We start from the raw sequence: 22,041 nt of genomic DNA on the forward strand, positions 1-22,041 counted from the left end.
TCGACGTCGCGCAGGAGTCGGCGCGGCACCTGGACGTCACCACCATCCCCACCAAGATCGGTCCGCAGGACATGATCGACGCGCTGCCGACGATCGTCTGGCACCTGGACGACCCGGTGGCCGACCCGGCGCTGGTGCCGCTGTACTTCGTGGCGAAGAAGGCCGCCGAGCACGTCACTGTGGTGCTCTCCGGTGAGGGCGCGGACGAGTTCTTCGGCGGCTACACGATCTACCGGGAGCCGTTGTCGCTGGGCACCGTCAACGGCCTGCCCGGCGGGGTGCAGAAGGGTCTGCGCGCGGTCTCCAAGGCGATCCCGCAGGGGGTCAAGGGCAAGAGCTTCCTGGAGCGTGGCACCACCCCGATCGAGGAGCGCTACTACGGCAACGCGCGGATGTTCACCGAGGAGGAGAAGCAGCACCTGATGCGCCGCTACGACCCCTCGGTGCGCTACACCGACGTCACCGCCCCGATCTACGCCGAGTGCACGGAGCTGGACGACGTCACCAAGATGCAGTACGTCGACCTGTACACCTGGCTGCGCGGGGACATCCTGGTCAAGGCCGACCGGATCTCGATGTCGCACTCGCTGGAGGTGCGGGTGCCGTTCCTCGACCGCGAGGTCTTCGACGTCGCGGCGAAGATCCCGGTGGACCTGAAGCTGCCGCCACGCTCCGACGCCACGAAGTACGCGATGCGCCAGGCGTTGCAGGGTGTGGTGCCGCCGGCCATCGTCAACCGCAAGAAGCTGGGCTTCCCGACGCCCACCCGGGTCTGGCTGCGCGGCGAGATGTACGAGTGGGCCCGGCACGTGCTGAGCACCTCCGGCGCCGGCGACCTGCTCGACCTGTCGTACGCGCTGCGGCTGCTCGACGAGCACAAGCGGGAGGAGGCCGACCACTCCCGCAAGGTGTGGACGGTGCTGATCTTCTGCATCTGGCACGCCATCTTCGTGGCCAAGACCCTCGACCCGGGCATCCAGCGCAACCAGTCCGCCCTGCTCACGAAGCCGGTGGTCGGTTCCATGGTCCGCTGACACCCAAATTGATCAAGAGGTTTGCGTCACCGGGAGCTGCCTCGGTGACGCAAACCTCTTGATCGACTAGCGGGTGGTGGTCAGCGGCGGGCGCAGGTGACCGTGGGGATTCCGTTCGTTCCCGTGGTGCTGGCCAGGAAGCCGAACGTGGTGGTGCCCTCCGGTGCGACAGTGCCGTTGTAGGCGACGTTCGTCGCCGTCACCGACGAGCCGGACGACGTCTGGGTGGCACCCCAGATCTGACTGATCGACTGCCCGTTGGGCCAGGCCCAACTCGCGGTCCAGCCGGAGAACGGCGTACTGCCGTGATTCATGATCGTGACTTCGCCCTGGAAGCCACCCTGCCAGGCGCTTGTCACCTTGTAGACCGCCATGCAGTCACCGCTCGGCGGCGGCGTGGTCGGGTTCGGCGGCGGGGTGGTCGGGTTGGGCGGCGGCGTGGTCGGGTTGGGCGGCGGGGTGGTCGGGTTCGGCGGCGGCGTGGTCGGGTTCGGCGACGGCGAACCGGTACCCGGACCCACCCCGGTCACCTGGCCGTTGCCGCCGTCGAAGGTCACGTCGGAGCAGCCGAAGAAGTTCTCCTGCGAGTCCGAGCGCACCCAGCGGGAGTAGATGATGTGCTTGCCGCTCTTGCCCGACGGCAGGTTGCCGCTGAAGTAGTAGTGCCCGTCGTTGGTGCCGACCGCGCCGCGCTGCGGCGGGTTGGTCACAGTGAGGAACGGCTCCTCCAGGTCACTCCAGGCCAGCGCCCGGGTCGGGCTCCAACTGTCCTTTGTCACGTAGAAGTAGAACGTGCCCGGGTGGTGTGCCCAGTTGCTGTACCGGAAGTCCAGCCGGGAACCGGACGTCAGGTGGGTCAGCGGCCAGTCGGTGCGGGGCAGGTCGTAGCCGCGGTAGCCGGTGTTGCCGCCGCTGCACAACTGCCCGTCCGGAATGAAGCCGGTGGTCCGGCCACCGGCGTCGGAGCGCAGCACGCTGAACCAGTTGTAGAGCGAGTTCGCCCCGCTCTGGCCCACGGCTGCGGCGCACGCCGGGTTGTTCGGCTTGATCTCGCCGGTCTGGCTCTTACCGTCCTGCCAGCACAGGTAGGTACGGCTGCCCGGGGTCATCGCCGCGCCGTGCGCGGCGGCCGGCTGGGGACTGGACGCCAGGGCGACAGCGCCCAGCGCGAGGGTCATGGCCGCGGTGAGCAACGCGGCCATACGGGAACGGTTCACGGGTTCTCCTGACTCGCGAGGCGCGCCGCCCGAGCCGTCCCACCGCAAACCGGGTGGGACGTGGCCTGCTCGCCCCGCTGATGTGAGCGGTGCGACGATCACGGCGACGTGCCCCGGCGGAAGAATGGCCGGTGGACGCGCGCCATCAACGGTCCTGTCAGGGACCGGCGCCCTCGCGTGTGACGAACCCGGCAACCGGTGGCGCGGCAGCCCTCGCACCGCCCGGTACCCGCCATCCCATCACGCCACGCCGCCGCTGCGCAATAGCTGTTCCTCGATGGATGAGTTGACCCACCGGCCGCCGTCGAACGCCATATCCTGCGGACGGGGACGACGGAACGGAGAGGCGGCGGCCGGTGCCGGAGGTATTCGACGAGGTGCACCGCCGGTGCCGCGCCGGTGAGCCGGTAGCGCTGGCCACCGTCGTGGCCACCTGGCACTCCGCGCCGCAACCGCCCGGCGCGACAATGGCGGTGGCGATCGACGGCACTGTCACCGGCAGCGTCTCCGGCGGCTGCGTCGAAGCTGACCTCTACGAACGGTCCCGCCGCGTGCTCGACACCGGCGTAGCCGAGCTGATCCGGTACGGCGTCAGCGACGACGACGCGTACACCGTGGGTCTGACCTGCGGTGGCATCCTCGACGTGTTCGTGGAGCGCGTCGACGGCGGCGCCCTGCCGGAGTTGGCGGCGGTCGCCGCCGCCCGCCGAGGCGGCCAACCGGCGGCAGTGGTCACCTGCGTGGCCGCCGATGCCGGCGATCCACCGGGCGCGGTGCCGACCGATCCGGCGCGGCGGCTGGGCCGGCGGCTGGTGTTGACCGGCCAGCGGTCGATCGGCTCGCTGGGTGACGAGCGGCTCGACGACGCCGCCCGCGTCGACGCCCGCGGGCTGCTCGCCGCCGGGCACAGCGGGGTGCTCCGGTACGGCTACCACGGGCAGCGGCGCGGCAGCGGCATCACCCTCTTCGTGACCGTGTACGCCACCCCGCCGCGGATGATCGTCTTCGGGGCGATCGACTTCGCCGCCGCGGTGGCCCGGATCGGTGCGTTCCTCGGATACCGGGTGACCGTCTGCGACGCCCGAGGAGTCTTCACCACCGCACGGCGCTTCCCCGAGGCCGACGAGGTGGTGGTGCAGTGGCCGCACCGCTACCTGCGGACGGAGTTGGACGCGGGCCGCACCGACGGGCGGACGGTGGTGTGCGTCCTCACCCACGATCCGAAGTTCGACGTGCCGGTGCTTGAGCTGGCGTTACGCCACCGGTTGGCGTACGTCGGCGCGATGGGCTCGCGGCGCACCCACGACGAGCGGCACAAGCTGCTGCGCGAGGCGGGGCTCAGTGCGGCGCAGCTGGGCCGGCTCGCCTCCCCGATCGGGTTGGACCTCGGTGGTCGTACCCCGGAGGAGACAGCGGTGAGTGTGGCAGCGCAGATCGTCGCGGCCTGCTGGGGCGGCAGCGGTCGTCCGCTGGCGGCGCTCGACGGGGCGATCCACCGACCGGGGTAGCGCGCGCCGGTGCGCCGCCTTCGGCGCCCACCGGGCCGTGCGCTGTGCCAGCCTGGTGGCACGGCGATCGGCTCGGCGTGCGACGGCCGGTGGTTGGTGACGACGAGAGGATCGGCATGGGGTACGCGGTGGTGCTCGGCGAGGCGCTCGTCGACCTGCTCGACAGCGAGCGCGACGGGGAGCGGGTCTACCGGCAGGCGATCGGCGGCGGGCCGCTCAACGTCGCCGTCGGGGTGGCCCGCCTCGGCGGTGCGGCACAGTTCGTCGGTTCGCTCGGCGACGACGTGCTGGGCGGCCGGATCCGCGCCTTCCTGACCGCGGCCGACGTCGGGGTGGCCGGTGCGGTGACGGTGCCGGCGCCGACCACGCTCGCGGTGGTCACGTACGCCGGACCCGAACCCGACTTCCGCTTCTACGGCGAACCGGCGTCCTACGGCCTGCTCGGCCCCGACGATCTGGATCTCGCGCTGATGGAGGGCGCCGACGTGCTCTCCTGCGGCTCGATCGCGCTGCTCCAGCCCGGCCCGCTGGCCGCCGCCCGGCGCGCCTGGTCGCTCGCCACGGGTCTGCGGGTCCTCGACCCGAACGTGCGCCCCCGAGTGCTGGACGGTCCGGCCGCGCTGGACGGGCTACGCCAGGTGGTGGCCGAGTTCGCCGCCGGCGCGCACCTGGTCAAGCTGAGCGCCGCCGACGCCGGGCTGCTCTACCCGGGTGAACCGGTCGAGGGGGTGGCCGCGTACCTGCGCGAGCTGGGCGCCGCCACGGTGGTGGTGACGCTCGGCGCGGCCGGTGCGGTGCTGGCCGCCGCCGACGCCGACCCGGTCCGGGTGCCGGCCCCGAAGGTCGACGTGATCGACGCCACCGGTGCCGGCGACTCGGTGCTGGCCGCGCTGATCGCCGACCTGCTCGTCGACGGCGAACCAGACTCCCCGCACGGTTGGGTCGAGCGGGTCGCGTTCGCGCTGCGGGTGGCCGGCCTGGTCTGCGAGAGCCCCGGAGGGGCCACCGCGATGCCCACCCGCGCCGACGTCGAACGCCGCTTCGGGGCCTAGACCTCGCCGTTCAGCTCGGCGTAGCCGCGGCGGGCGGCGATCAGGGCGGCGCGGGCGCCGAAGGGACCCTCCGCGGCCACCCTCTCCGGCGGCGCGCTGCCGGTGTGCGCGGCCCGGATCAGCCAGGCCAGCCTCGCCAGCTCGGCATGCTGGGCGCGGACGAAGTCGACGTCCACCGGGTCACCGTGACCCGGCACCACCACAGTGCGCGCGGTGGTCAGCCGCAGCAGGTCCGCGACCGCGTCCGGCCACCGCAGGGGGTACGCGTCCTCGAAGGCGGGCGGCCCGCTCTGCTCCACCAGGTCTCCGGCGATGAGCACATCGGCGTCCGGCACGTGCACCACCAGGTCCGCGTCGGTGTGGCCCCGCCCCGGGTGACGCAGCAGCACCCGCCGGCCACCCAGGTCGAGCGACGTCTCGGTGTGCACGGTATGCGTGGGGGCGAGCAGTGGGGTGTCGGCCAGCTCGGCGGCGAGCGCCGGATGCTCCTCGCGCAGCTCCGCGTACGCCTCCCGGCGCAGCCGCTCCGCATGCGTGCGCAGCGCCGTCGCGGCCAGCTCGTGCGCGTACACCGGGCGGGGCGGGTCGCCGGCCAGGACGGCGTTGCCGAAGCAGTGGTCGTAGTGGTGATGGGTGTTGACAAGCGTCAACGGGCGGTCGGTGACCGCCCGGACGGCGGCGGCCAGCTCGGCGGCCTGAGCGGCCGAGGAGAGCGTGTCCACCAGGAGCGCCTCGTCGTCGCCGACGACCAGTGTGACGTTGACCCGCAGCAGTGGTTCGCGAAGCACGTGCACCCGGTCGGCGACCTCGGCGAAACCGGCGGTCACGACGACCGCCCGGCGCGCTCGACGAAGCGTTGCCGGTCCACCAGGATCCGGTCCACCCGGCCCCGGGCCACCGTCTGGTCACCGTCGCTGACCGTGACCTCGAACGACAGCCGGCGGCCGTCGACTGTCGCCAGCAGGGCCTGCGCCCGGACCGTCCGGCCGACCACGGTCGGCGCCAGGTGCTCCAGCTCGACACGCGTCCCCACTGTCGTCGACCCCGCCGGCATCCCGGTCGCCGTCGCCGCGACGGTGGCGGCCTCGGCCAGCGCGAGCACCCGGGGAGTGCCCAGCACCGGTACGTCCCCGGAACCGACCGCCTGGGCGGTGTCCGTGTCGGTGACTGTCAACTCGACCTGGGCGGTCAGACCCGGCGCGAAGGCCGGCTCGGGCTGCTCCTGCATGGTCGTCAGCCTAGGTGCTCGCTGGAGGCGTCGGGCACGCGCCCGGCGATCCGTGCGCACCCGCCCCGAACGACCGACGGGTGGTCCCCGTCGGTCGATGCCGTACCCGTCGTTAACCTTGACGACGATGGCCGTCGTGACTGACCCCCAGCCCCCCGCCCGGACCGACCCGCCCGCGTCCGGCGACGGGGGTCGTCGGCGCGTCGTCGCCATGAGCGTGTGGGGGGTCGCCTTCGTCACCGCGTGGCTGGCGATCGGGTTGCCCACCGACCCCGCGTACGCCTTCGTCTGGATCTGGGCGGCGACCATCGCCTGGAACAGCGACCGGCCGTGGCGCAGTCACCTGCGCTTCGCCCGGGACTGGGTGCCGGTGGTGCTCCTGTTCGTCGTCTACAACCTCTCGCGCGGGTTCGCCGACAACGGGGCCACCCCGCACGCGATGGAGTTGATCGTCGCCGACCGGTTCATGTTCGGCTGGGCCACCGGCGGCGAGGTGCCGACCATCTGGCTGCAGCAGCACCTCTACCAGCCGCAGGTGCAGTGGTGGGACGTCGCCGCGAGCTGGGTGTACTTCTCCCACTTCGTTGTCGCGTTGACCGCCGCCTCGGTGCTCTGGCTGCGTGACCGCCACCGCTGGGCGGCGTACATGCGGCGCTGGGGTTTCCTCTGCGCCGCCGGCCTGGTGACCTACTTCATCTACCCGGCCGCCCCGCCCTGGTGGGCGGCGCAGAACGGGCTGCTCACCGAGGTCGCCCGGATCTCCACCCGGGGCTGGAAGGCGTTCGGCATGCACGGTGCCGGCAACGTGCTCAACGCCGGCCAGATCGCGTCCAACCCGGTCGCCGCGATGCCGTCGCTGCACACCGCGTGGGCGCTGTTCGTGGTGCTGTTCTTCCTGACCACCACCCGCCGCCGCTGGTGGCCGCTGCTGCTCGCGTACCCGCTGGCGATGACCTTCACCCTGGTCTACTCGGGTGAGCACTACGTGATCGACGTGCTGGTCGGCTGGACGTACGTGGGGCTGACCTTCCTGGTGGTCGGGTTGGCGGAGCGCGGTTGGGCGGCCTGGCGAGCCCGTCACCCAAAGGCCGAACCGCAACCGCCCACCGAGCCCCCATCACCACCCCAGGCACCAGACCCCATCAGCGACCACCCCCACGTCCCCGCCGACCACTAACCCCCACCCCGACCCCCGTCCCGCCGACCCTTGCCCCGCCGACCCTTGCCCCGCCGACCCTTGTTGATCAAGAAGTTTGCGTCACCGCACCCCCGATTCCTGACGCAAACCTCTTGATCAACAGGCGTCGGCGGGACGGGGGCGCGGGGTGGGGGTGGGGGTGGGGTTAGGGGTGGGGGTGGGTGGGGTGGTGGGCTTGGTGGGCGCGGGCGTTCAGTTCGGCTGCCATCGCCCACGCCTCGGCCAGGTCGCGGTCCTGGGCGGTGGCACCCGAACCGCCAGCGGTGTCCGCGTGCACGGAGGCCAACCCGAGGCGGCGCTGCACCGGCCCCTGCACCACCCGCACACTCTGGATGCGGGCGTACGGCAGGATCACCAACTGCCGGGTGAGCCGCCCGGAGCGGGTGACGAACACCTCGTCGAACAGTCCCGCACCGAACGCGCGACGGCCCAGCGGGTGCAGCCATCGGGTGCGGGTCGGTGGAGGGGTCAGCGGCAGGTTGTCGAGGCGTACCCCGGGTAGCACCTCGGCGACGATCATCGTCGCCGTCGGCAGGTCACCGACCGGCAGGAGCCGGTCGGGCCGGTTGCGGTCGTCGGCCTCGGCGAGGGAATACCCCGCCACCTCCAGGCGCAGCCGCAGCCAGCCGTTCACCCGCCAGAGCAGCGGCCAGGTGGCCCGCACGGTCTGTACCCGCGCCAGCGGCACGGCCTGCGCCCGCGTCTCCAGCAGGCCGTTGTGCACCCGCAGCGTGCCGCCGTCGCGGGCCAGCCGGAAGTTCCAGTCGTCGAGGACCCGCCGGACCGGTTGCAGCAGCACGCCCGCCATCGCGGTCAGCGTGCTCGCCACCGCGACGAACGACCACGACCCCGCGGTGACGAACTGCACCACGACGAAGGCCACCCCGAACGGGAGCAGGAACGCCTGCGGGGTGAGCAGTTGGCTGACCAGCAGGCTCTGGTTGCGTACCGCGTGCAGTGGCCGGCCCGGCGCGGCCGTCATCGGTGGCGCCGCCGCCCCCGGGACCACAGCGGGCGCCGCGTGGCCCGGCACGGTCGGCTGCGTCACCCGCCCGGCCAGCGCCAGCAGCCGCTCGCGCAGCCGGGCCGCGTCGGCCACCGCGAGGTACGCCAGCGGCGCCTCGGTCTTGCCGCCGCCGACCACCTCCAGACGCAACTCGGCCAGACCGCTGAGCTGGGCCAGCAGTGGCCGGACCACCTCCACGGCCTGTAGTCGCTCCAACGGGATGGCCCTGGTGCGCCGCCAGAGCAGCCCCTCGTAGACCCGCAGTTCGCGGCCCACCACGTGGTAGCCGGTGTTGTACCAACTGATCACCGACAGCACTGTCGCGCCGAGCGCCAGCACCGCCACCATGGCGGCGAACCAGCCGAAGCCCACCCGGGACAGCGTCGACCACGACAACCCGGCGATGACCACGGCCAGGGACTTGGCGCCGTGCAGCAGCGGGCTGAGCGGATGCAGTCGCTGCCGGGGCTCGCCCTCGCCCGGGGGCGCCGGCCAGGCGGAGGGCTCCGCCGACGGCACCGGCCCGTGCGGCGTCGCGTCGGTGGGTGGCACCGGTGCGTGCGGTGCCGAGTCGGCGGGTGGCACCGGTGCGTGCGGCGTCGCGTCGGCGGGTGGCACGGTGCTCCACTCGGCGGGACCGTCGCTCATCGGGCCGGTCCCGAGCCCGGCCGGTGCTCCGCTCCGGACGTGCCAGGTCTGTCGCGGTGCGGCCCGCAGCGCCACCCCGACCAGCCCGCTCCAGCGTTCACAGCCCCTCCGCCCGGTCTTCGCCGAGCGCGGTGAGCCGGTCGCGGAGCCGGGACGCCTCCGCCGGGCGCAGTCCGGGCACCCGGGCGTCGCTCGCCGCCGCGGCCGTGTGCAACTGCACGGTGGCCAGGTCGAAGGCGCGCTCCAACGGCCCGGCGCTGACGTCGACGAACTGCATCCGCGAGTACGGGACGATGGAGAGCCGGCGGACCAGCAGCCCGTGGCGGACCAGCAGGTCGGTGTCCCTCTCGGCGTACCCCCAGGCCCGGACCGCGCGGACCACCGCGACGGCCCGCCACCCGCCGAGCACCAGCACGACGGCGAGGGCGAGCCCGAACAGCCAGTGGCCGCTCAACGCCCAGCCGACACCGGTTGCCGCCAGCCCGATGGCGACAACGACTGCCAGCCGGATCAGCTCCACCCAGATCAGGTCGGTGGAGATCGGCTGCCAGTGGACCGTGTCGGGCCAGGGCTCCAGCGGCCCTCGGCCCGCCGGTGCGGCCGTCGAGGCGTCGTATCCGGGAGGCGGTGGGGCGCCGGGGGTGCTCACGTGTCGAGCGTAGGCGATCCGGGCACCGGAGTGACGGCACGCAGAAAGCCGCGAGCGTCCAGGAAGTCACCGAGGCTGGTCCGGTGCTCGGCGCAGGCCAACCAGGTCTTGCGCCGATCGGCGTCGTGCAGCCGGGGATTGTTCCACTCCAGGGCCCAGAGAGCGGAGGCGCGGCAACCGCGGGCCGAGCAGACGAGGGGCTCGTCGGCGCTGGAGGGGATGCTCATCCGGGCCAGTCTAGGGCGGCCGGACGGAAAGTTTGATCGCCGGGCGACCACGGGGGGAGCCGCCCGGCGACGGGGTGAATCGTACACGCGGCAGGCCGGTCCTTGTACACCCTCGTCGGGCGATTCTGCTGCTGAGGGCGGCGCGGCGAAAATCGGCTTCTCCCCACCTCGACACTCAGCAAGGCATGCGAGTCTGGATACCGCACGAGCCGCGACGACCGACAAACGCTGTGGAGGACCGGTGGCCCAGCCGACCATGCCCGACGCCCCGACGCCGAACGGGGCGGCACCGCAGACGCCCGCGGCGGTGACCACACCCGCGCAGGACGCCACAGTGTTGGAGCGGGCGCTGTTCGAGATCAAACGTGTGATCGTCGGGCAGGACCGGATGGTGGAGCGGATGTTCGTCGCGCTGCTCGCTCGCGGTCACTGCCTGCTCGAAGGGGTCCCCGGGGTCGCCAAGACCCTGGCGGTGGAGACCCTCGCCAAGGTCGTCGGTGGGTCCTTCGCCCGGGTGCAGTTCACCCCGGACCTGGTGCCCTCCGACATCATGGGCACCCGCATCTACCGGCAGTCCAGCGAGAAGTTCGACGTCGAACTGGGCCCGGTCTTCGTCAACTTCCTGCTCGCCGACGAGATCAACCGGGCGCCGGCGAAGGTGCAGTCCGCGCTGCTGGAAGTGATGAGCGAGCGGCAGGTGTCCATCGGCGGCGAGAGCCACCGGGTGCCCGACCCGTTCCTGGTGATGGCCACCCAGAACCCGATCGAGCAGGAAGGCGTCTACCCGCTGCCGGAGGCGCAGCGGGACCGGTTCCTCATGAAGATCGTGGTGGGCTACCCGACCGACGCGGAGGAACGCGAGATCGTCTACCGGATGGGCGTGTCCGCGCCCGAGCCGACCGCGGTCTTCGACACACCCGAGCTGGTCGCCCTGCAACGCAAGGCGGACCAGGTCTTCGTGCACAACGCCCTTGTCGACTACGCGGTCCGGTTGGTGCTGGCGACCCGCGCCCCCGCCGAGCACGGCATGCCCGACGTCGCCCAACTGATCCAGTACGGGGCCAGTCCACGCGCCTCGCTGGGCCTGGTCCGGGCGACGCGTGCGCTGGCGTTGCTGCGCGGGCGCGACTACGCCCTGCCGCAGGACGTGCAGGACATCGCGCCGGACATCCTGCGGCACCGGTTGGTGCTCAGCTACGACGCGCTCGCCGACGACGTGCCCGCCGACCACATCGTGCACCGGGTGATGTCGACAATTCCCCTGCCGGCGGTCGCGCCCCGGCAGCAGGCCACCCCGTCGCCGACCGCGCCGCCGCCGGGCGCTGGCTGGCCCGGGCAGCGGCCGTGACCTCACCCACCCCTCGTCCCGCCCCCGACCGCAGCGAGGCCGTGCTGTCCCGGCTGCAACTGCTCGTCACCCGCAAGCTCGACGGTCTGCTCCAGGGCGACTACGCCGGTCTGCTGCCCGGGTCGGGCAGCGAGGCCGGCGAATCCCGGGAGTACCGCCCGGGCGACGACGTGCGCCGGATGGACTGGCCGGTCACCGCACGGACCACCACCCCCCACGTGCGGCGTACTGTCGCCGACCGGGAATTGGAGACCTGGCTGGCGGTGGACCTCTCCGCCAGTCTGGACTTCGGCACCGGGCAGTGGCTCAAACGGGAGGTGGTGGTGGCCGCCGCGGCCGCCATCACCCACCTGACCGTGCGCGGCGGCAACCGGATCGGCGCGGTGATCGGCACCGGCGGCGGCGTGTCCGCACCGGCCCGCCGCTGGCGTGCGGCACCACCGCCGGCCGGACCCGGGGTGCTCACCCGGCTGCCGGCCCGCTCCGGTCGCAAGGAGGCGCAGGGTCTGCTGCGTACCGTCGCCGGCACCACCATCCAGCCGGGCCGTGGTGACCTGGGCGCCCTGATCGAGATGCTCAACCGTCCGCCCCGCCGGCGCGGGGTGGCCGCGGTGATCTCGGACTTCCTCGCGCCGGCCGAGCAGTGGGCCCGGCCGATGCGCAAGCTGCGGGTCCGCCACGACGTGCTCGCGATCGAGGTGATCGACCCGCGCGAGCTGGAGCTGCCCGACGTGGGTGTGTTGCCGGTGGTCGACCCGGAGAGCGGCGAGCTGCACGAGGTGCAGACCGCCGATCCACGGCTGCGGCAGCGCTACGCCGACGCAGCGACCGCCCAACGGGCCACGATCGCCGCCGCCCTGCGCGGCGCCGGCGCGGCCCACCTGCGTCTGCGTACGGACCGAGACTGGCTGCTGGACATGGTGCGATTCGTGGCCGCGCAGCGGCACGCTCGTACCCGGGGGACGACACGATGATCCGTTTCATGCAACCGTGGTGGCTGTTGGCGGTTCTGCCGGTGCTCGCACTCGCGGCGTTCTACGTCTGGCGGCAGCTGCACCGCCGGGCGTTCGCGATGCGGTTCACCAATGTGGACCTGCTGCGTACGGTGGCGCCGAAGGGGCTCGGTTGGCGTCGGCACGTTCCGGCGACGGCGTTCCTGCTCTGCCTGCTGGTGTTGGCCACCGCGCTGGCCCGGCCGGCGGTGGACACCCGGGAGCCGCTGGAGCGGGCCACCGTGATGCTCGCCATCGACGTGTCGCTGTCGATGCAGGCCGACGACGTGGCACCGAACCGGCTGGAGGCGGCCCAGGAGGCCGCCAAGCAGTTCGTCGGTGAGCTGCCGGAGAGCTACAACCTGGGTCTCGTGTCGTTCGCCAAGGCGGCCAACGTGCTGGTGCCGCCGGGCAAGGACCGGGACGCGGTGACCAGTGCCATCGACGGTCTGGTGCTGGCCGAGGCGACAGCGACCGGCGAGGCGGTGTTCACCTGCCTGGAGGCGATCCGGTCGGTGCCGGCCGACGGTGCGGCGGGCATCCCGCCGGCACGGATCGTGCTGCTCTCCGACGGGTTCCGCACCTCCGGGCGGGCGGTGGAGGAGGCGGCGGCGGCCGCGCAGGCTGCCAACGTGCCGGTCTCCACCATCGCGTTCGGCACCGACACCGGTCAGGTCGACATCGGCGGGCAGTTGCAGCGGGTGCCGGTGGACCGGTTGGCCCTGGCCGAGCTTGCCGAGACCACCGAGGGCTACTTCTACGAGGCGGCCTCGGTGAGCGAGCTGAAGCAGGTCTATCAGGACATGGGCAGCTCGATCGGCTTCCGGACCGAGCCACGAGAGGTGACCCAGTGGTACGCCGGGTTGGCGCTGCTGCTGGCGCTCTGCGCCGGCGCGCTCAGCCTGCTGTGGTCGTCGCGGATGCTCTGAGCGGTGGACCGGCGGTGGTCACCGACGGCCGCCGGTCAGCACGACCTCAGTGGCCGCCGCCGGCCAGCACGACCTCAGTGGCCGCCGCCGGCCAGCACGAAGACGATGGCCACCCAGACGGCGGCGAGGGTGAAGCCCAGTGGGGCGACGTAGCGGCTCATGGACGGCTCCGGGTGGCGGCTGGACGGTCCGCGTGCGGGGGCGGACCGCAGGGGGTGGGGACGCGCACACGAAGTCGTGACCGGGCGGCTCCCGGCGACCGCCCGAAATCGGACGGCGCGACACACACCTCGGCGTGTGCCGAGGGGCGGGGGAGCGGAGCGGGGTCAGCTCACCAGACTGAGTCGTGGCTCAGCGGGGCTGACCATCGGCCCGGCCACGACTGGGAGGATCGCTATCTCGCACAGCGATCACCTCCTGCAAGTCGGGCGGGCCGGAACGTCGATGATCGTACACCTGCGGCGCCGGCGAGACGCACTCGGCCGACCGGCCGGCGACCCCTCCACCGCCCGGTTGGCGCCGCGCCCGCGGCTGGCCCGCCCGCACGACCGTGACCAGCACCGCGGCGAGCAAGGGCAGCCAGCAGAAACGCGCCAGCACCCAGCCCGGGTCGTCCGGCACGGTGTGCAACCCCGGCAGCGCCAGCCCGCCGCGGGCGGTGAGCGCTGTCACCCCCACCAGTATCGGCTGGTGGCACAGATAGATCCGGAACGCGCAACGGTTCACCTCGGTCACCGCTCGGCCCGGCAACGGCCGGGCCAGCAGCCGTTCCAGCGCCGGCCGGGCGAGCAGGCCCAGCCCGACCTGGGTCACCGCCAGCGCCACGGCCAGCAGCGACGGCGGGTTCAGGTTGGACACCCCGGCCCCGGGCACGCCGACAGCGCTCACCGGGTAGCCCACGGCCAGCAACGCGGTCAGCGCGGCCACCCCGCCGGCCGCGAGCGTGCCCGCCGCCCGTCGGCCGGCCAACCGCCCGTCGGCGTGCGCCACGCCCAGCAGGTACGGCACCGACCAGGCCGCCACCACGCTGACCGGTGGCAGGTGGCTGCCCGCCGGCAGCAGCCGCACCGCCAGGTCCGCCGCGGCGACCACGGCCACCGCCGGTACTACGCAACGGCCCAGCCCCCACCGGCGTACGGCGGTGCGCAGCGGTCCGGTCACCGCGATCAGGAACACCAGCGGCACCAGGAACCACAACGGACTGACCGCGAGCCGCAGCGCGACGGCGAGCGTGTCGTCCGGGGTGCCGACGACGGTGGCGGCGAGCAGCACGGCGGCACCCACCCCCAGCAGCGCCACCGTCGGCAGCAGCAACCGGCGCAGCCGACCGGCCAACCAGCCACCCGGACCGCCCCGGTGGCCGGCCAGCGACCGGGCCGAGCCGAAGCCGGCGGTGAAGAAGAACAGCCCGAGCGTCTGCAACACCCAGGTCACCGGGGCCAGAGCGGGCAACGCGGTCAGCGGGCTGGCCTGGTGCAGCCCGCCGTCGCCGGTCAGCACCAACCCGGTGACCAGCCAGTGCCCCAGCACCACCCCGCCGATGGCGTACGCCCGCAGCGCGTCGACGGTACGGTCCCGGTTCACCGCGCGTCCCCGACCCGGTCGGCGTCGACACCATCCAGCACGACCCCCGCCACCGCCACCAGCGTGGCGCTGCCCGGAGCCAGGTAGCCGTCGTGCCCGGCCACCCCGCCCACCGGCAGGCTGCGGGCGCCGAACGCCGGGTCGCCGGGGCGGCGGCCGAAGCCGAGGCCGAGCAGTCGCACCGGCGGAACCCGACGGATCCAGTCGGTGGCCGCCTCCGCCGCCCAGAACCGCTGCCCGCCCGGCAGATCGTCGGCGCGCTGCACCCCCGCGCCGACGCCGCCGAGGCTCACCACATCGGTGACCTGGGCCGGGGCGTCCGCCGCCGCCAGGGCCACCACCAGCGCCCCGTAGCTGTGCCCGACCAACGTGATCGTCGCCGCCGGACGGCGTGCGGCCAGTTCCCGCAGCAGCCCGGCCAACCCGGCCGCGCCGCGCCGGGCACTGAGGCCACCGGCGGCCGTCCACACCCCGTCGGGCGGGTCGTAGCCGAGCCAGGCCAGCACCGCGACCCGCGCCAACGGCTCGCTCGCCCGCAACTCCCGGTAGAGCTGCCCGGCCTGCACCGCCGGTGCCCGGCGGACCACCCCGCCCAACCCCCTGTCGAAGTCGGCAAGGGTGCTGCCCACCCCCGGCACCAGCACCGCGATCCGGTCCGCGCCGGCCAGGTCGCCGAGCACCTCGACCGCGCGGCCGTCGCCCCGCCTGTCGAACGACAGGAACCGACGCCCGTCGGCCGCCCAGTCCGCGTACGGCGGGCCCGCCGCGCGCATCGCCGCCGCCGTGACCGGGTACGCCTCCACGAACCCCGTCGCCGCGACCGGCTCGGCTCGGGTCGGCAGGACCAGGTTCACGCCGAGCAGCGCGGCCAGCGCCACTCGGCTGGCACCTCGTCGTCGCATCTCGTTCTCCCTCCGGAATGTCGTCCGGAGGCACAGTGCGCGGGTGGGCGGTGCGCGGTCATCGTCCCGGGGAGCCGTGTGCGGGGTGGCTCCGCGGGGCTACTCGCCGGCGGCCACCAGACCCGTCTCGTACGCCAGCACCACGGCCTGGGCCCGGTCGCGCAACCCCAGCTTGGCCAGGATCCGCCCGACGTGCGTCTTCACTGTCTGCTCGGCGACCACCAGGTCACCCGCGATCTCCGCGTTGTTGCGACCCCGGGCGATCAACCGCAGCACCTCGGTCTCCCGGGGGGTGAGCCCGGCCAGATCGGTGGGGCGGGGCCGGCGGCGGTCCGGGCGGGCCGCGAACTCGGCGATCAACCGGCGGGTGACCGCCGGGGCGAGCAGCGCGTCCCCGGCCGCCACCACCCGCACCGCCTGCACCAGATCGGCCGCCGGGGCGTCCTTGAGCAGGAAGCCGCTGGCCCCGGCGCGCAGCGCCTCGTACACGTAGTCGTCGAGGTCGAAGGTGGTGAGGATGAGCACCCGGGGTCGCTGCGCCGACCGGTCGCCGAGCAGCTTGCGGGTGGCGGCCAGACCGTCCATGACAGGCATCCGCACGTCCATCAGCACCACGTCCGGGTCGAGCCGGCGGGTGGCGGCGACGGCCTGCGCGCCGTCGGCGGCGTCACCCACCACCAGCAGGTCCGGTTGGGCGGCGAGCAGCGCGCCGAAGCCCTGTCGGACCATCGCCTGGTCGTCGACGATCAGCACCTTGATCACGCGTCCCCGCCTTCCGCGTCGTACGGCAGTTCGGCCACCACCGCGTAACCCCCGTCGGGCAGCGGCCCGGCGGTGAACGTACCGCCCAGTGAGGTGGCCCGCTCCCGCATGCCGGTCAGGCCGTGCCCGGCCCCGGCCTCGGTGGCCCGGGCGCGCACGTCGTCGGGCGGCGCGTTCCGCACGCGTACCGTCAGGGTGGACCCCTCGGCGCGGACGGTGACGCGCACCGCGGCCCCGGCCGCGTGCCGGGCCGCGTTGGCCAGGCCCTCCTGCACGATGCGGTACGCGGCCAGCCCGACCGGCGCGGGCACCCGCCCGTCGTCAGCGACCGTGGCGTCGAGGGTGACCGGCAGGCCGGCCCGGCACGCCGCGTCCACCATCGCGCCCAGGTCGCCCAGGTCGGGCTGCGGAGCGACCTGCGGGCCGGTGGACTCGCTGCGCAGCACTCCCAACAGTCGCCGCATGTCGGTAAGCGCGTCGCGAGCGGAGGCGGCGATCGCCACGAACTCGGCGGCTGCCGGCGCCGGCACCTCGGTCAACCGGTACGGCGCGGTCTCCGCCTGCACCGCGATCAGCGACATGTGGTGCGCCACCACGTCGTGCAACTCCCGCGCGATCCGGGTGCGTTCCTCCAGCACCGCGCGGCGCTCCTGCTCCCGCTCGCTCAGCTCGGTCTGCGCGGCAAGTGCCCGCCGGGACAACCGGTTGCGCCGGATCAGGTCACCGACGATCGCCAACGCGCCGAGCAGCGCCAGCACCGCGGCCCGGTTCTCCGGGTGCACCAGGATGAGCACCGGCACCGCGGTGATCGCCACCAGCCAGGCCAGCACCGGACGGTCGACCCGCGCGACGACCACCGCGACCACCGCGACCGACCCGAGCGCCAGCGGCGGCGTCCACGGTCCGGGCATGTCGGTCGGCGCGTTGAACGTGCACACCAGCAGGGCCAGCACGGTCAGCCGCCAAGCCAGTAGGGGACGCCGGGGCAGCGCCAGCAGCGGCGCCACTGTCATCGCCGCGAACAGCACCGCGATCGGCGGCGGCAGGCCCCAGTCGCTCTCCACGCTGAGCGTGATCCAGAAGAGGCCGAGCGCGGCGAGCAGCCCGACCGGGGCGGCGGGTCGGGCCAGCCGGGGCCAGCGGGCCAGCAGCGGTCGACCGGGCGGGGCGTCCGGGCCCAGCAGGGTCTGTCGCAGGGCCCGCAGGGCCACGACGATCGGTTGCCGGTTCACCATCGGGAGGCTACGGGCCGAGCCCGTCACGGGGCGTGCCACCAGGGGTTGATCCCGGTGTCGTACCTCAGTGTGACGCGGCTACGGTTAGCGCTTACCTGCCGGTAACGCCTAGGCTCCGACGCGTCCGTGCTGAGCATTCGCAAGGGGGAACAGTGGCCCGTACCGTGCTGGTCACCGGGGGTAACCGGGGTATCGGCCTGGCCATCGCGCAGGCCTTCGCCAAGCAGGGCGACCGGGTGGCGGTCACCCACCGCAGCGGCGAGGCGCCCGAGGGGCTGTTCGGCGTACGGGCCGACGTCACCGACGCGGCCTCGATCGACGCCGCGTTCACCGCCGTCGAAGCCGAGTTGGGGCCGGTCGAGGTGCTTGTCGCGAACGCCGGCATGACCGCTGACACGCTGCTGCTGCGAATGACCGAGGAGCAGTTCACCGGCGTGGTGGACACCAACCTCACCGGTGCGTTCCGGGTCGCCAAGCGGGCCTCCGGGAAGATGCTCCGCGCCAAGTGGGGCCGCATGATCTTCATCTCCTCGGTGGTCGGCCTCGCCGGCGGTGCCGGGCAGGTCAACTACGCCGCCAGCAAGGCCGGTCTGGTCGGCGTGGCCCGCTCGATCACCCGGGAGCTGGGCAGCCGCAACATCACGGCCAACGTGGTGGCGCCCGGCTTCATCGACACCGACATGACGGCCGGCCTGCCCGAGGACCGCAAGGCGGAGATCCGCAAGTCGATCCCGGCCGGCCGGATGGCCAGCCCGGACGAGGTCGCCGGGGTGGTCACCTGGCTGGCCTCCGACAGCGCCGGGTACGTCTCCGGCGCCGTGATCCCGGTCGACGGCGGCCTCGGCATGGGCCACTGACCCATTTTTTGAGTACGGAGGAAAACTGCGATGTCCGGACTGCTCGCCGGTAAGCGGCTGCTCGTCACCGGTGTCATCACCGACGCCTCGATCGCCTTCTCGGTGGCGAAGCTCGCCCAGGAGAACGGCGCTCAGGTCGTGCTCACCGGCTACGGCCGGCTCTCCCTGGTCGAGCGGATCGCCAAGCGGCTGCCCGAGCCGGCCCCGGTCATCGAACTGGACGTCACCGACCCGGCGCAACTCGCCGGGCTGGCCGACCGGGTACGCGAGCACGTCGACGGCCTCGACGGCGTCGTGCACTCGATCGGCTTCGCCCCGCAGAGCTGCCTGGGCGGCGGCTTCCTCGACGCCCCCTGGGAGGACGTCGCGACAGCGCTGCACGTCTCCACCTTCTCGTACAAGTCGCTGGCCATGGCGGCGCTGCCGCTGATGTCGCCCGGCGGCGCGGTGGTCGGCCTGACCTTCGACGCGACTGTGGCGTGGCCGGTCTACGACTGGATGGGCGTGGCAAAGGCCGGTCTCGAGTCGGCGTCCCGCTACCTCGCGATGCACCTGGGCAAGCAGGGCATCCGCAGCAACCTGGTCGCCGCCGGGCCGCTGCGCACCATCGCCGCGAAGTCGATCCCCGGCTTCGACGAGTTCGAGGACGCCTGGTCCGGGCGGGCCCCGCTGGGCTGGAACCTCAGCGACCAGGTGCCCGCCGCCAAGGCCTGCCTGGCGCTGCTGTCCGACTGGTTCCCGGCCACCACCGGCGAGATCGTCCACGTCGACGGCGGCTACCACGCCATCGGCTCCTGACGTTCCCCCGACGACGCCCCCGACCGCCGCCGACGTGACCCACGCGTCCGGACCAGGGGGCGTCGCCGGGTGGTCCCGGCCGACCGGCAAGAATGACCCCATGTCGTACGACGCGGTGGTGCTGGTGTCCTTCGGCGGGCCGGAGCGGCCCGAGGACGTGATGCCGTTCCTGCAGAACGTGACCCGGGGGCGAGGCGTGCCGCCCGAGCGGCTGGCCGAGGTCGCCGAGCACTACCAGCACTTCGGTGGGGTTTCCCCGATCAACAAGCAGAACCGCGAGCTGTTGGCCGCGATCCGCGCCGACTTCGCCGCGCACGGCCTCGACCTGCCCGTCTACTGGGGCAACCGCAACTGGGACCCGATGCTCGCCGACACCGTGACCCAGCTGCGCGACGACGGGGTCACCCGGGCGCTGGCCTTCGTCACCAGCGCGTACGGCGGTTACTCGTCCTGCCGGCAGTACCAGGAGGACATCGCCGCCGCGCGGGCCGCGGTAGGCCCGGACGCCCCGGTGATCGAGAAGCTACGCCAGTTCTGGGACCACCCTGGCTTCGTCGAGCCGCACATCGACGCGGTCCGGGCGGCCCTGAGCCACCTCGACCCGGCGCGGCGGGACACCACCCGGTTGGTCTTCACCGCCCACTCCGTCCCCACCTCGATGGCGGCGAACGCCGGCCCGCACGGCGGCCGGTACGAGGCGCAGCTGCACGAGACCGCCCGGCTCGTGGCCGCGGCCGCCGCCCCCGACCTCGCGTACGACCTGGTCTGGCAGAGCCGCTCCGGCCCACCGCAGATGCCGTGGCTGGAGCCGGACATCAACGACCACCTGGCCACCCTCGCGCAGGGCGGCACCACCGCGGTGGTGGTCAGCCCGATCGGGTTCGTCTCCGACCACCTGGAGGTCGTCTGGGACCTGGACACCGAGGCGCTGGAGACGGCCAAGCAGCTCGGCCTGGACTTCGTCCGGGCCGCCACCCCGGGCACCGACCCGCGCTTCGTCACCATGGTGCGGGAGTTGGTCACCGAGCGGACCGACCCGGACGGCGCGCAGCTGCGCCGTCGCCTGGGCGAGCTGCCGATGTGGGACAGCTGCCCGACCGTCTGCTGCGTACCGACCCGCCGTCCGACGCCTGCTGGGAGCACCGATGCATGACCGCAACCCCGTACAGAGTTGGCTGACCGACATGGACGGCGTGCTGGTGCACGAGGGCCAGCCGGTGCCCGGGGCGCCGGAGTTCATCAACCGGATGCGAACCTCCGGCAAGCCGTTCCTGGTGTTGACAAACAACTCGATCTACACCCCGCGTGACCTGACGGCCCGCCTGAGCCGGATGGGGCTGGACGTGCCGGAGGAGTCGATCTGGTCGTCCGCGCTGGCCACCGGCCAGTTCCTCGCCGACCAGCGGCCGGGCGGCACCGCGTACGTCATCGGTGAGGCCGGGCTGACCACGGCGCTGCACGCGGTCGGCTACGTGCTCACCGACTTCGCCCCGGACTACGTGGTGCTCGGCGAGACCCGCACCTACAGCTTCGAGGCGATCACCAAGGCGGTCCGCCTGATCAACGACGGGGCGCGGTTCATCTGCACCAACCCCGACGTGACCGGCCCGTCCGTGGAGGGTGCTCTCCCGGCCGCCGGCTCGGTCGCCGCGATGATCTCGAAGGCGACCGGGGTGGAGCCGTACTTCGTCGGCAAGCCCAACCCGATGATGATGCGCTCGGCGCTCAACACGATCAACGCGCACTCGGAGAGCACCGCGATGATCGGCGACCGGATGGACACCGACATCCTCTGCGGCCTGGAGGCCGGGTTGGAGACCATCCTGGTGCTCACCGGGATCAGCAGCCGTACCGAGGCGGAGCGTTACCCGTACCGCCCGTCCCGGATCATCAACTCGGTCGCGGACCTGCTCGACGAGATCTGACCCGCGGCACGATAGTGGATTGGCGGGGCGGTGTTCCGCCACCGCTGGGTTTCGTCAGGGGCGCAGTGGGGCGTTGCAGGCGGCCACCAGCGCCTGGCGGCAGGCCGTGGTGAGGGGGCGCAGAGCCGCGTCGCGCTGCTGGGCCTCGTAGTTGTTGATCGCGCCGCCGGGCGCGGCGTGCCCGGCCAACGCGAGCACCCGGTCGAGCACCGCGGCGCGGGCGAAGAGTCGGCGGGCTCGCGGGTCGAAGCCCGGTGGCAGGTCGGTGGCGCCGTCCGGGCGGCGCAGCGCGGCCAGCGCACCGGCCAACTCGGGTCGCCACTGGGCCACGTCGAGTCGGGTCAGCGCGGCGGTCGTCTCGGCCAGCGCGGCGGCCAACTCGGCCTCCGCCTCGGCGGCGCCGGGCAGCGCGAGTGAGGCGGCGGGCGCGTTGGCCGGCAGCGGGTACACCCGCCAGAGCACCGTCTCGAAACAGTCCCCCGAGCCGGAGGTGTGTGTCCGCACCTGGGGGATCAGGCCGAGCCCGCCGGCGACCACCGCCTCGCCCGTAACCAACGCCGCACCGGCGAAGTCGCCCGGGCCGGGCAGCCCCCGGGGGTCGCCCGGCGCGGGCAGCACCAGGCGGATGTCGTCCGGGGAGAGCTTGGCCAGGGTGGGCAGCGCGGCGCCCAGCGGGACGTCGGTCCAGGTGCCGGGGGCGTCCGCGACGAGGTGCTCCTCGTCGCCGGCGATGGCGTCGGCGACCTCGTCGTACGGCACCAACCCGGCGCGCCATGCGCGCACCCAGGCAACGAACCGGCTCGACCGGCGCGGCGTGAGTGTGGCCGCGCCCGTTGCGGGGGTGGACATGCCGAAAGGGTACGTGGTCCCGACCGGCCCTGTCTCGACTGCCGCTCCGGTCGCCCGGCCTGCCCCGAACTACCCTGTTCGCCCCGAATCACT

22 protein-coding genes are annotated in these 22,041 nt (G+C 73.2%); 11 read left to right on the plus strand and 11 right to left on the minus strand.

The annotated features are described in order from the left end of the window. On the plus strand, nucleotides 1–1,034 hold a 1,034-nt coding region (locus ABZU25_RS17805; RefSeq protein ID WP_355030429.1), incomplete at its 5' end, for an asparagine synthase C-terminal domain-containing protein. A gap of 80 nt (nucleotides 1,035–1,114) precedes the next feature. Here the strand turns inward: ABZU25_RS17805 and ABZU25_RS17810 are convergent. Further along, nucleotides 1,115–2,236, minus strand: coding sequence for a lytic polysaccharide monooxygenase (locus ABZU25_RS17810; protein ID WP_355030505.1), 1,122 nt, complete (start codon nucleotides 2,234–2,236; stop codon nucleotides 1,115–1,117). Nucleotides 2,237–2,607: 371 nt separating this feature from the next. Between ABZU25_RS17810 and ABZU25_RS17815 the strand changes: the two genes are divergently transcribed. Both ABZU25_RS17815 and ABZU25_RS17820 read left to right on the plus strand, forming a co-directional pair. Next, entirely contained in the window at nucleotides 2,608–3,759 is a 1,152-nt protein-coding gene (locus ABZU25_RS17815; RefSeq protein WP_355030430.1) for an XdhC/CoxI family protein, read from the plus strand. Between the two features lie 116 nt (nucleotides 3,760–3,875). Beyond that, on the plus strand, nucleotides 3,876–4,811 hold the full coding sequence (locus ABZU25_RS17820) for a PfkB family carbohydrate kinase (RefSeq protein WP_355030431.1): 936 nt from the start codon (nucleotides 3,876–3,878) through the stop codon (nucleotides 4,809–4,811). Here the strand turns inward: ABZU25_RS17820 and ABZU25_RS17825 are convergent. Together ABZU25_RS17825 and ABZU25_RS17830 are read right to left on the minus strand one after the other, a co-directional pair. Next, nucleotides 4,808–5,638, minus strand: a complete 831-nt coding sequence (locus ABZU25_RS17825; protein ID WP_355030432.1) for an MBL fold metallo-hydrolase — start codon at nucleotides 5,636–5,638, stop codon at nucleotides 4,808–4,810. The two genes, ABZU25_RS17820 and ABZU25_RS17825, sit on opposite strands and share 4 nt — an antisense overlap. After that, the gene (locus tag ABZU25_RS17830; protein WP_355030433.1) at nucleotides 5,635–6,039 is read right to left on the minus strand and encodes a hotdog domain-containing protein; all 405 of its coding nucleotides are present in this window, start codon (nucleotides 6,037–6,039) and stop codon (nucleotides 5,635–5,637) included. Before ABZU25_RS17830 ends, ABZU25_RS17825 begins: the two co-directional genes overlap by 4 nt. A 127-nt stretch (nucleotides 6,040–6,166) precedes the next feature. On the opposite strand from ABZU25_RS17830, the gene ABZU25_RS17835 reads away from it, so the two are divergent. Further along, on the plus strand, nucleotides 6,167–7,216 hold the full coding sequence (locus ABZU25_RS17835; RefSeq protein ID WP_355030434.1) for a phosphatase PAP2 family protein: 1,050 nt from the start codon (nucleotides 6,167–6,169) through the stop codon (nucleotides 7,214–7,216). Nucleotides 7,217–7,382: 166 nt separating this feature from the next. Here the strand turns inward: ABZU25_RS17835 and ABZU25_RS17840 are convergent, their stop codons facing one another. The 3 genes from ABZU25_RS17840 to ABZU25_RS17850 form a co-directional block, all read right to left on the minus strand. Beyond that, nucleotides 7,383–8,891 (minus strand): PH domain-containing protein, encoded by a 1,509-nt coding sequence (locus ABZU25_RS17840; RefSeq protein WP_355030435.1) that lies wholly within the window; start codon nucleotides 8,889–8,891, stop codon nucleotides 7,383–7,385. Between the two features lie 97 nt (nucleotides 8,892–8,988). Next, the gene (locus ABZU25_RS17845; RefSeq protein WP_355030506.1) at nucleotides 8,989–9,468 is read right to left on the minus strand and encodes a PH domain-containing protein; all 480 of its coding nucleotides are present in this window, start codon (nucleotides 9,466–9,468) and stop codon (nucleotides 8,989–8,991) included. A 68-nt stretch (nucleotides 9,469–9,536) separates the two neighbouring features. Continuing rightward, entirely contained in the window at nucleotides 9,537–9,767 is a 231-nt protein-coding gene (locus ABZU25_RS17850; protein ID WP_355030436.1) for a hypothetical protein, read from the minus strand. Nucleotides 9,768–10,008: 241 nt separating this feature from the next. Here ABZU25_RS17850 and ABZU25_RS17855 point away from each other — a divergent pair, with 241 nt between their 5' ends. From ABZU25_RS17855 to ABZU25_RS17865, 3 genes are read left to right on the plus strand one after another with little or no spacing between them, the layout of a single operon-like run. Beyond that, nucleotides 10,009–11,115 (plus strand): MoxR family ATPase, encoded by a 1,107-nt coding sequence (locus ABZU25_RS17855; RefSeq protein WP_355030437.1) that lies wholly within the window; start codon nucleotides 10,009–10,011, stop codon nucleotides 11,113–11,115. Continuing rightward, on the plus strand, nucleotides 11,094–12,089 hold the full coding sequence (locus ABZU25_RS17860; protein WP_355030507.1) for a DUF58 domain-containing protein: 996 nt from the start codon (nucleotides 11,094–11,096) through the stop codon (nucleotides 12,087–12,089). Before ABZU25_RS17855 ends, ABZU25_RS17860 begins: the two co-directional genes overlap by 22 nt. Beyond that, nucleotides 12,086–13,036 carry a VWA domain-containing protein gene (locus tag ABZU25_RS17865; RefSeq protein ID WP_355030438.1) on the plus strand — a complete coding sequence of 317 codons (951 nt, stop codon included), beginning with the start codon at nucleotides 12,086–12,088 and terminating at the stop codon, nucleotides 13,034–13,036. Before ABZU25_RS17860 ends, ABZU25_RS17865 begins: the two co-directional genes overlap by 4 nt. 351 nt (nucleotides 13,037–13,387) lie before the next feature. Here the strand turns inward: ABZU25_RS17865 and ABZU25_RS17870 are convergent, their stop codons facing one another. From ABZU25_RS17870 to ABZU25_RS17885, 4 genes are all read right to left on the minus strand, one after another. After that, nucleotides 13,388–14,620 (minus strand): acyltransferase, encoded by a 1,233-nt coding sequence (locus ABZU25_RS17870; RefSeq protein ID WP_355030439.1) that lies wholly within the window; start codon nucleotides 14,618–14,620, stop codon nucleotides 13,388–13,390. After that, the gene (locus tag ABZU25_RS17875) at nucleotides 14,617–15,522 is read right to left on the minus strand and encodes an alpha/beta hydrolase (protein WP_355030440.1); all 906 of its coding nucleotides are present in this window, start codon (nucleotides 15,520–15,522) and stop codon (nucleotides 14,617–14,619) included. The genes ABZU25_RS17870 and ABZU25_RS17875 overlap by 4 nt, the downstream gene beginning before the upstream one ends. Nucleotides 15,523–15,621: 99 nt before the next feature. Beyond that, a complete protein-coding gene (locus ABZU25_RS17880; protein ID WP_355030441.1) occupies nucleotides 15,622–16,284 on the minus strand; it encodes a response regulator transcription factor in 663 nt (220 codons plus the stop codon). Beyond that, entirely contained in the window at nucleotides 16,281–17,516 is a 1,236-nt protein-coding gene (locus ABZU25_RS17885; protein ID WP_355030442.1) for a histidine kinase, read from the minus strand. The genes ABZU25_RS17880 and ABZU25_RS17885 overlap by 4 nt, the downstream gene beginning before the upstream one ends. Nucleotides 17,517–17,671: 155 nt before the next feature. On the opposite strand from ABZU25_RS17885, the gene fabG reads away from it, so the two are divergent. From fabG to ABZU25_RS17905, 4 genes are all read left to right on the plus strand, one after another. Next, on the plus strand, nucleotides 17,672–18,376 hold the full coding sequence (gene fabG / locus ABZU25_RS17890) for a 3-oxoacyl-ACP reductase FabG (RefSeq protein WP_355030443.1): 705 nt from the start codon (nucleotides 17,672–17,674) through the stop codon (nucleotides 18,374–18,376). 30 nt (nucleotides 18,377–18,406) lie between these two features. After that, nucleotides 18,407–19,174 carry an enoyl-ACP reductase FabI gene (gene fabI, locus ABZU25_RS17895; protein ID WP_355030444.1) on the plus strand — a complete coding sequence of 256 codons (768 nt, stop codon included), beginning with the start codon at nucleotides 18,407–18,409 and terminating at the stop codon, nucleotides 19,172–19,174. Nucleotides 19,175–19,274: 100 nt separating this feature from the next. Next, nucleotides 19,275–20,327 carry a ferrochelatase gene (locus ABZU25_RS17900; protein ID WP_355030445.1) on the plus strand — a complete coding sequence of 351 codons (1,053 nt, stop codon included), beginning with the start codon at nucleotides 19,275–19,277 and terminating at the stop codon, nucleotides 20,325–20,327. Continuing rightward, entirely contained in the window at nucleotides 20,320–21,099 is a 780-nt protein-coding gene (locus ABZU25_RS17905) for an HAD-IIA family hydrolase (RefSeq protein ID WP_355030446.1), read from the plus strand. The genes ABZU25_RS17900 and ABZU25_RS17905 overlap by 8 nt, the downstream gene beginning before the upstream one ends. Nucleotides 21,100–21,153: 54 nt before the next feature. Here ABZU25_RS17905 and ABZU25_RS17910 read toward each other — a convergent pair whose 3' ends face one another. Continuing rightward, nucleotides 21,154–21,948 carry a hypothetical protein gene (locus ABZU25_RS17910; RefSeq protein ID WP_355030447.1) on the minus strand — a complete coding sequence of 265 codons (795 nt, stop codon included), beginning with the start codon at nucleotides 21,946–21,948 and terminating at the stop codon, nucleotides 21,154–21,156. Between the last annotated feature and the right edge of the window lie 93 nt (nucleotides 21,949–22,041).

Source organism: Micromonospora sp. NPDC005215 (genome assembly GCF_040607915.1).
Lineage (GTDB): Bacteria > Actinomycetota > Actinomycetes > Mycobacteriales > Micromonosporaceae > Micromonospora.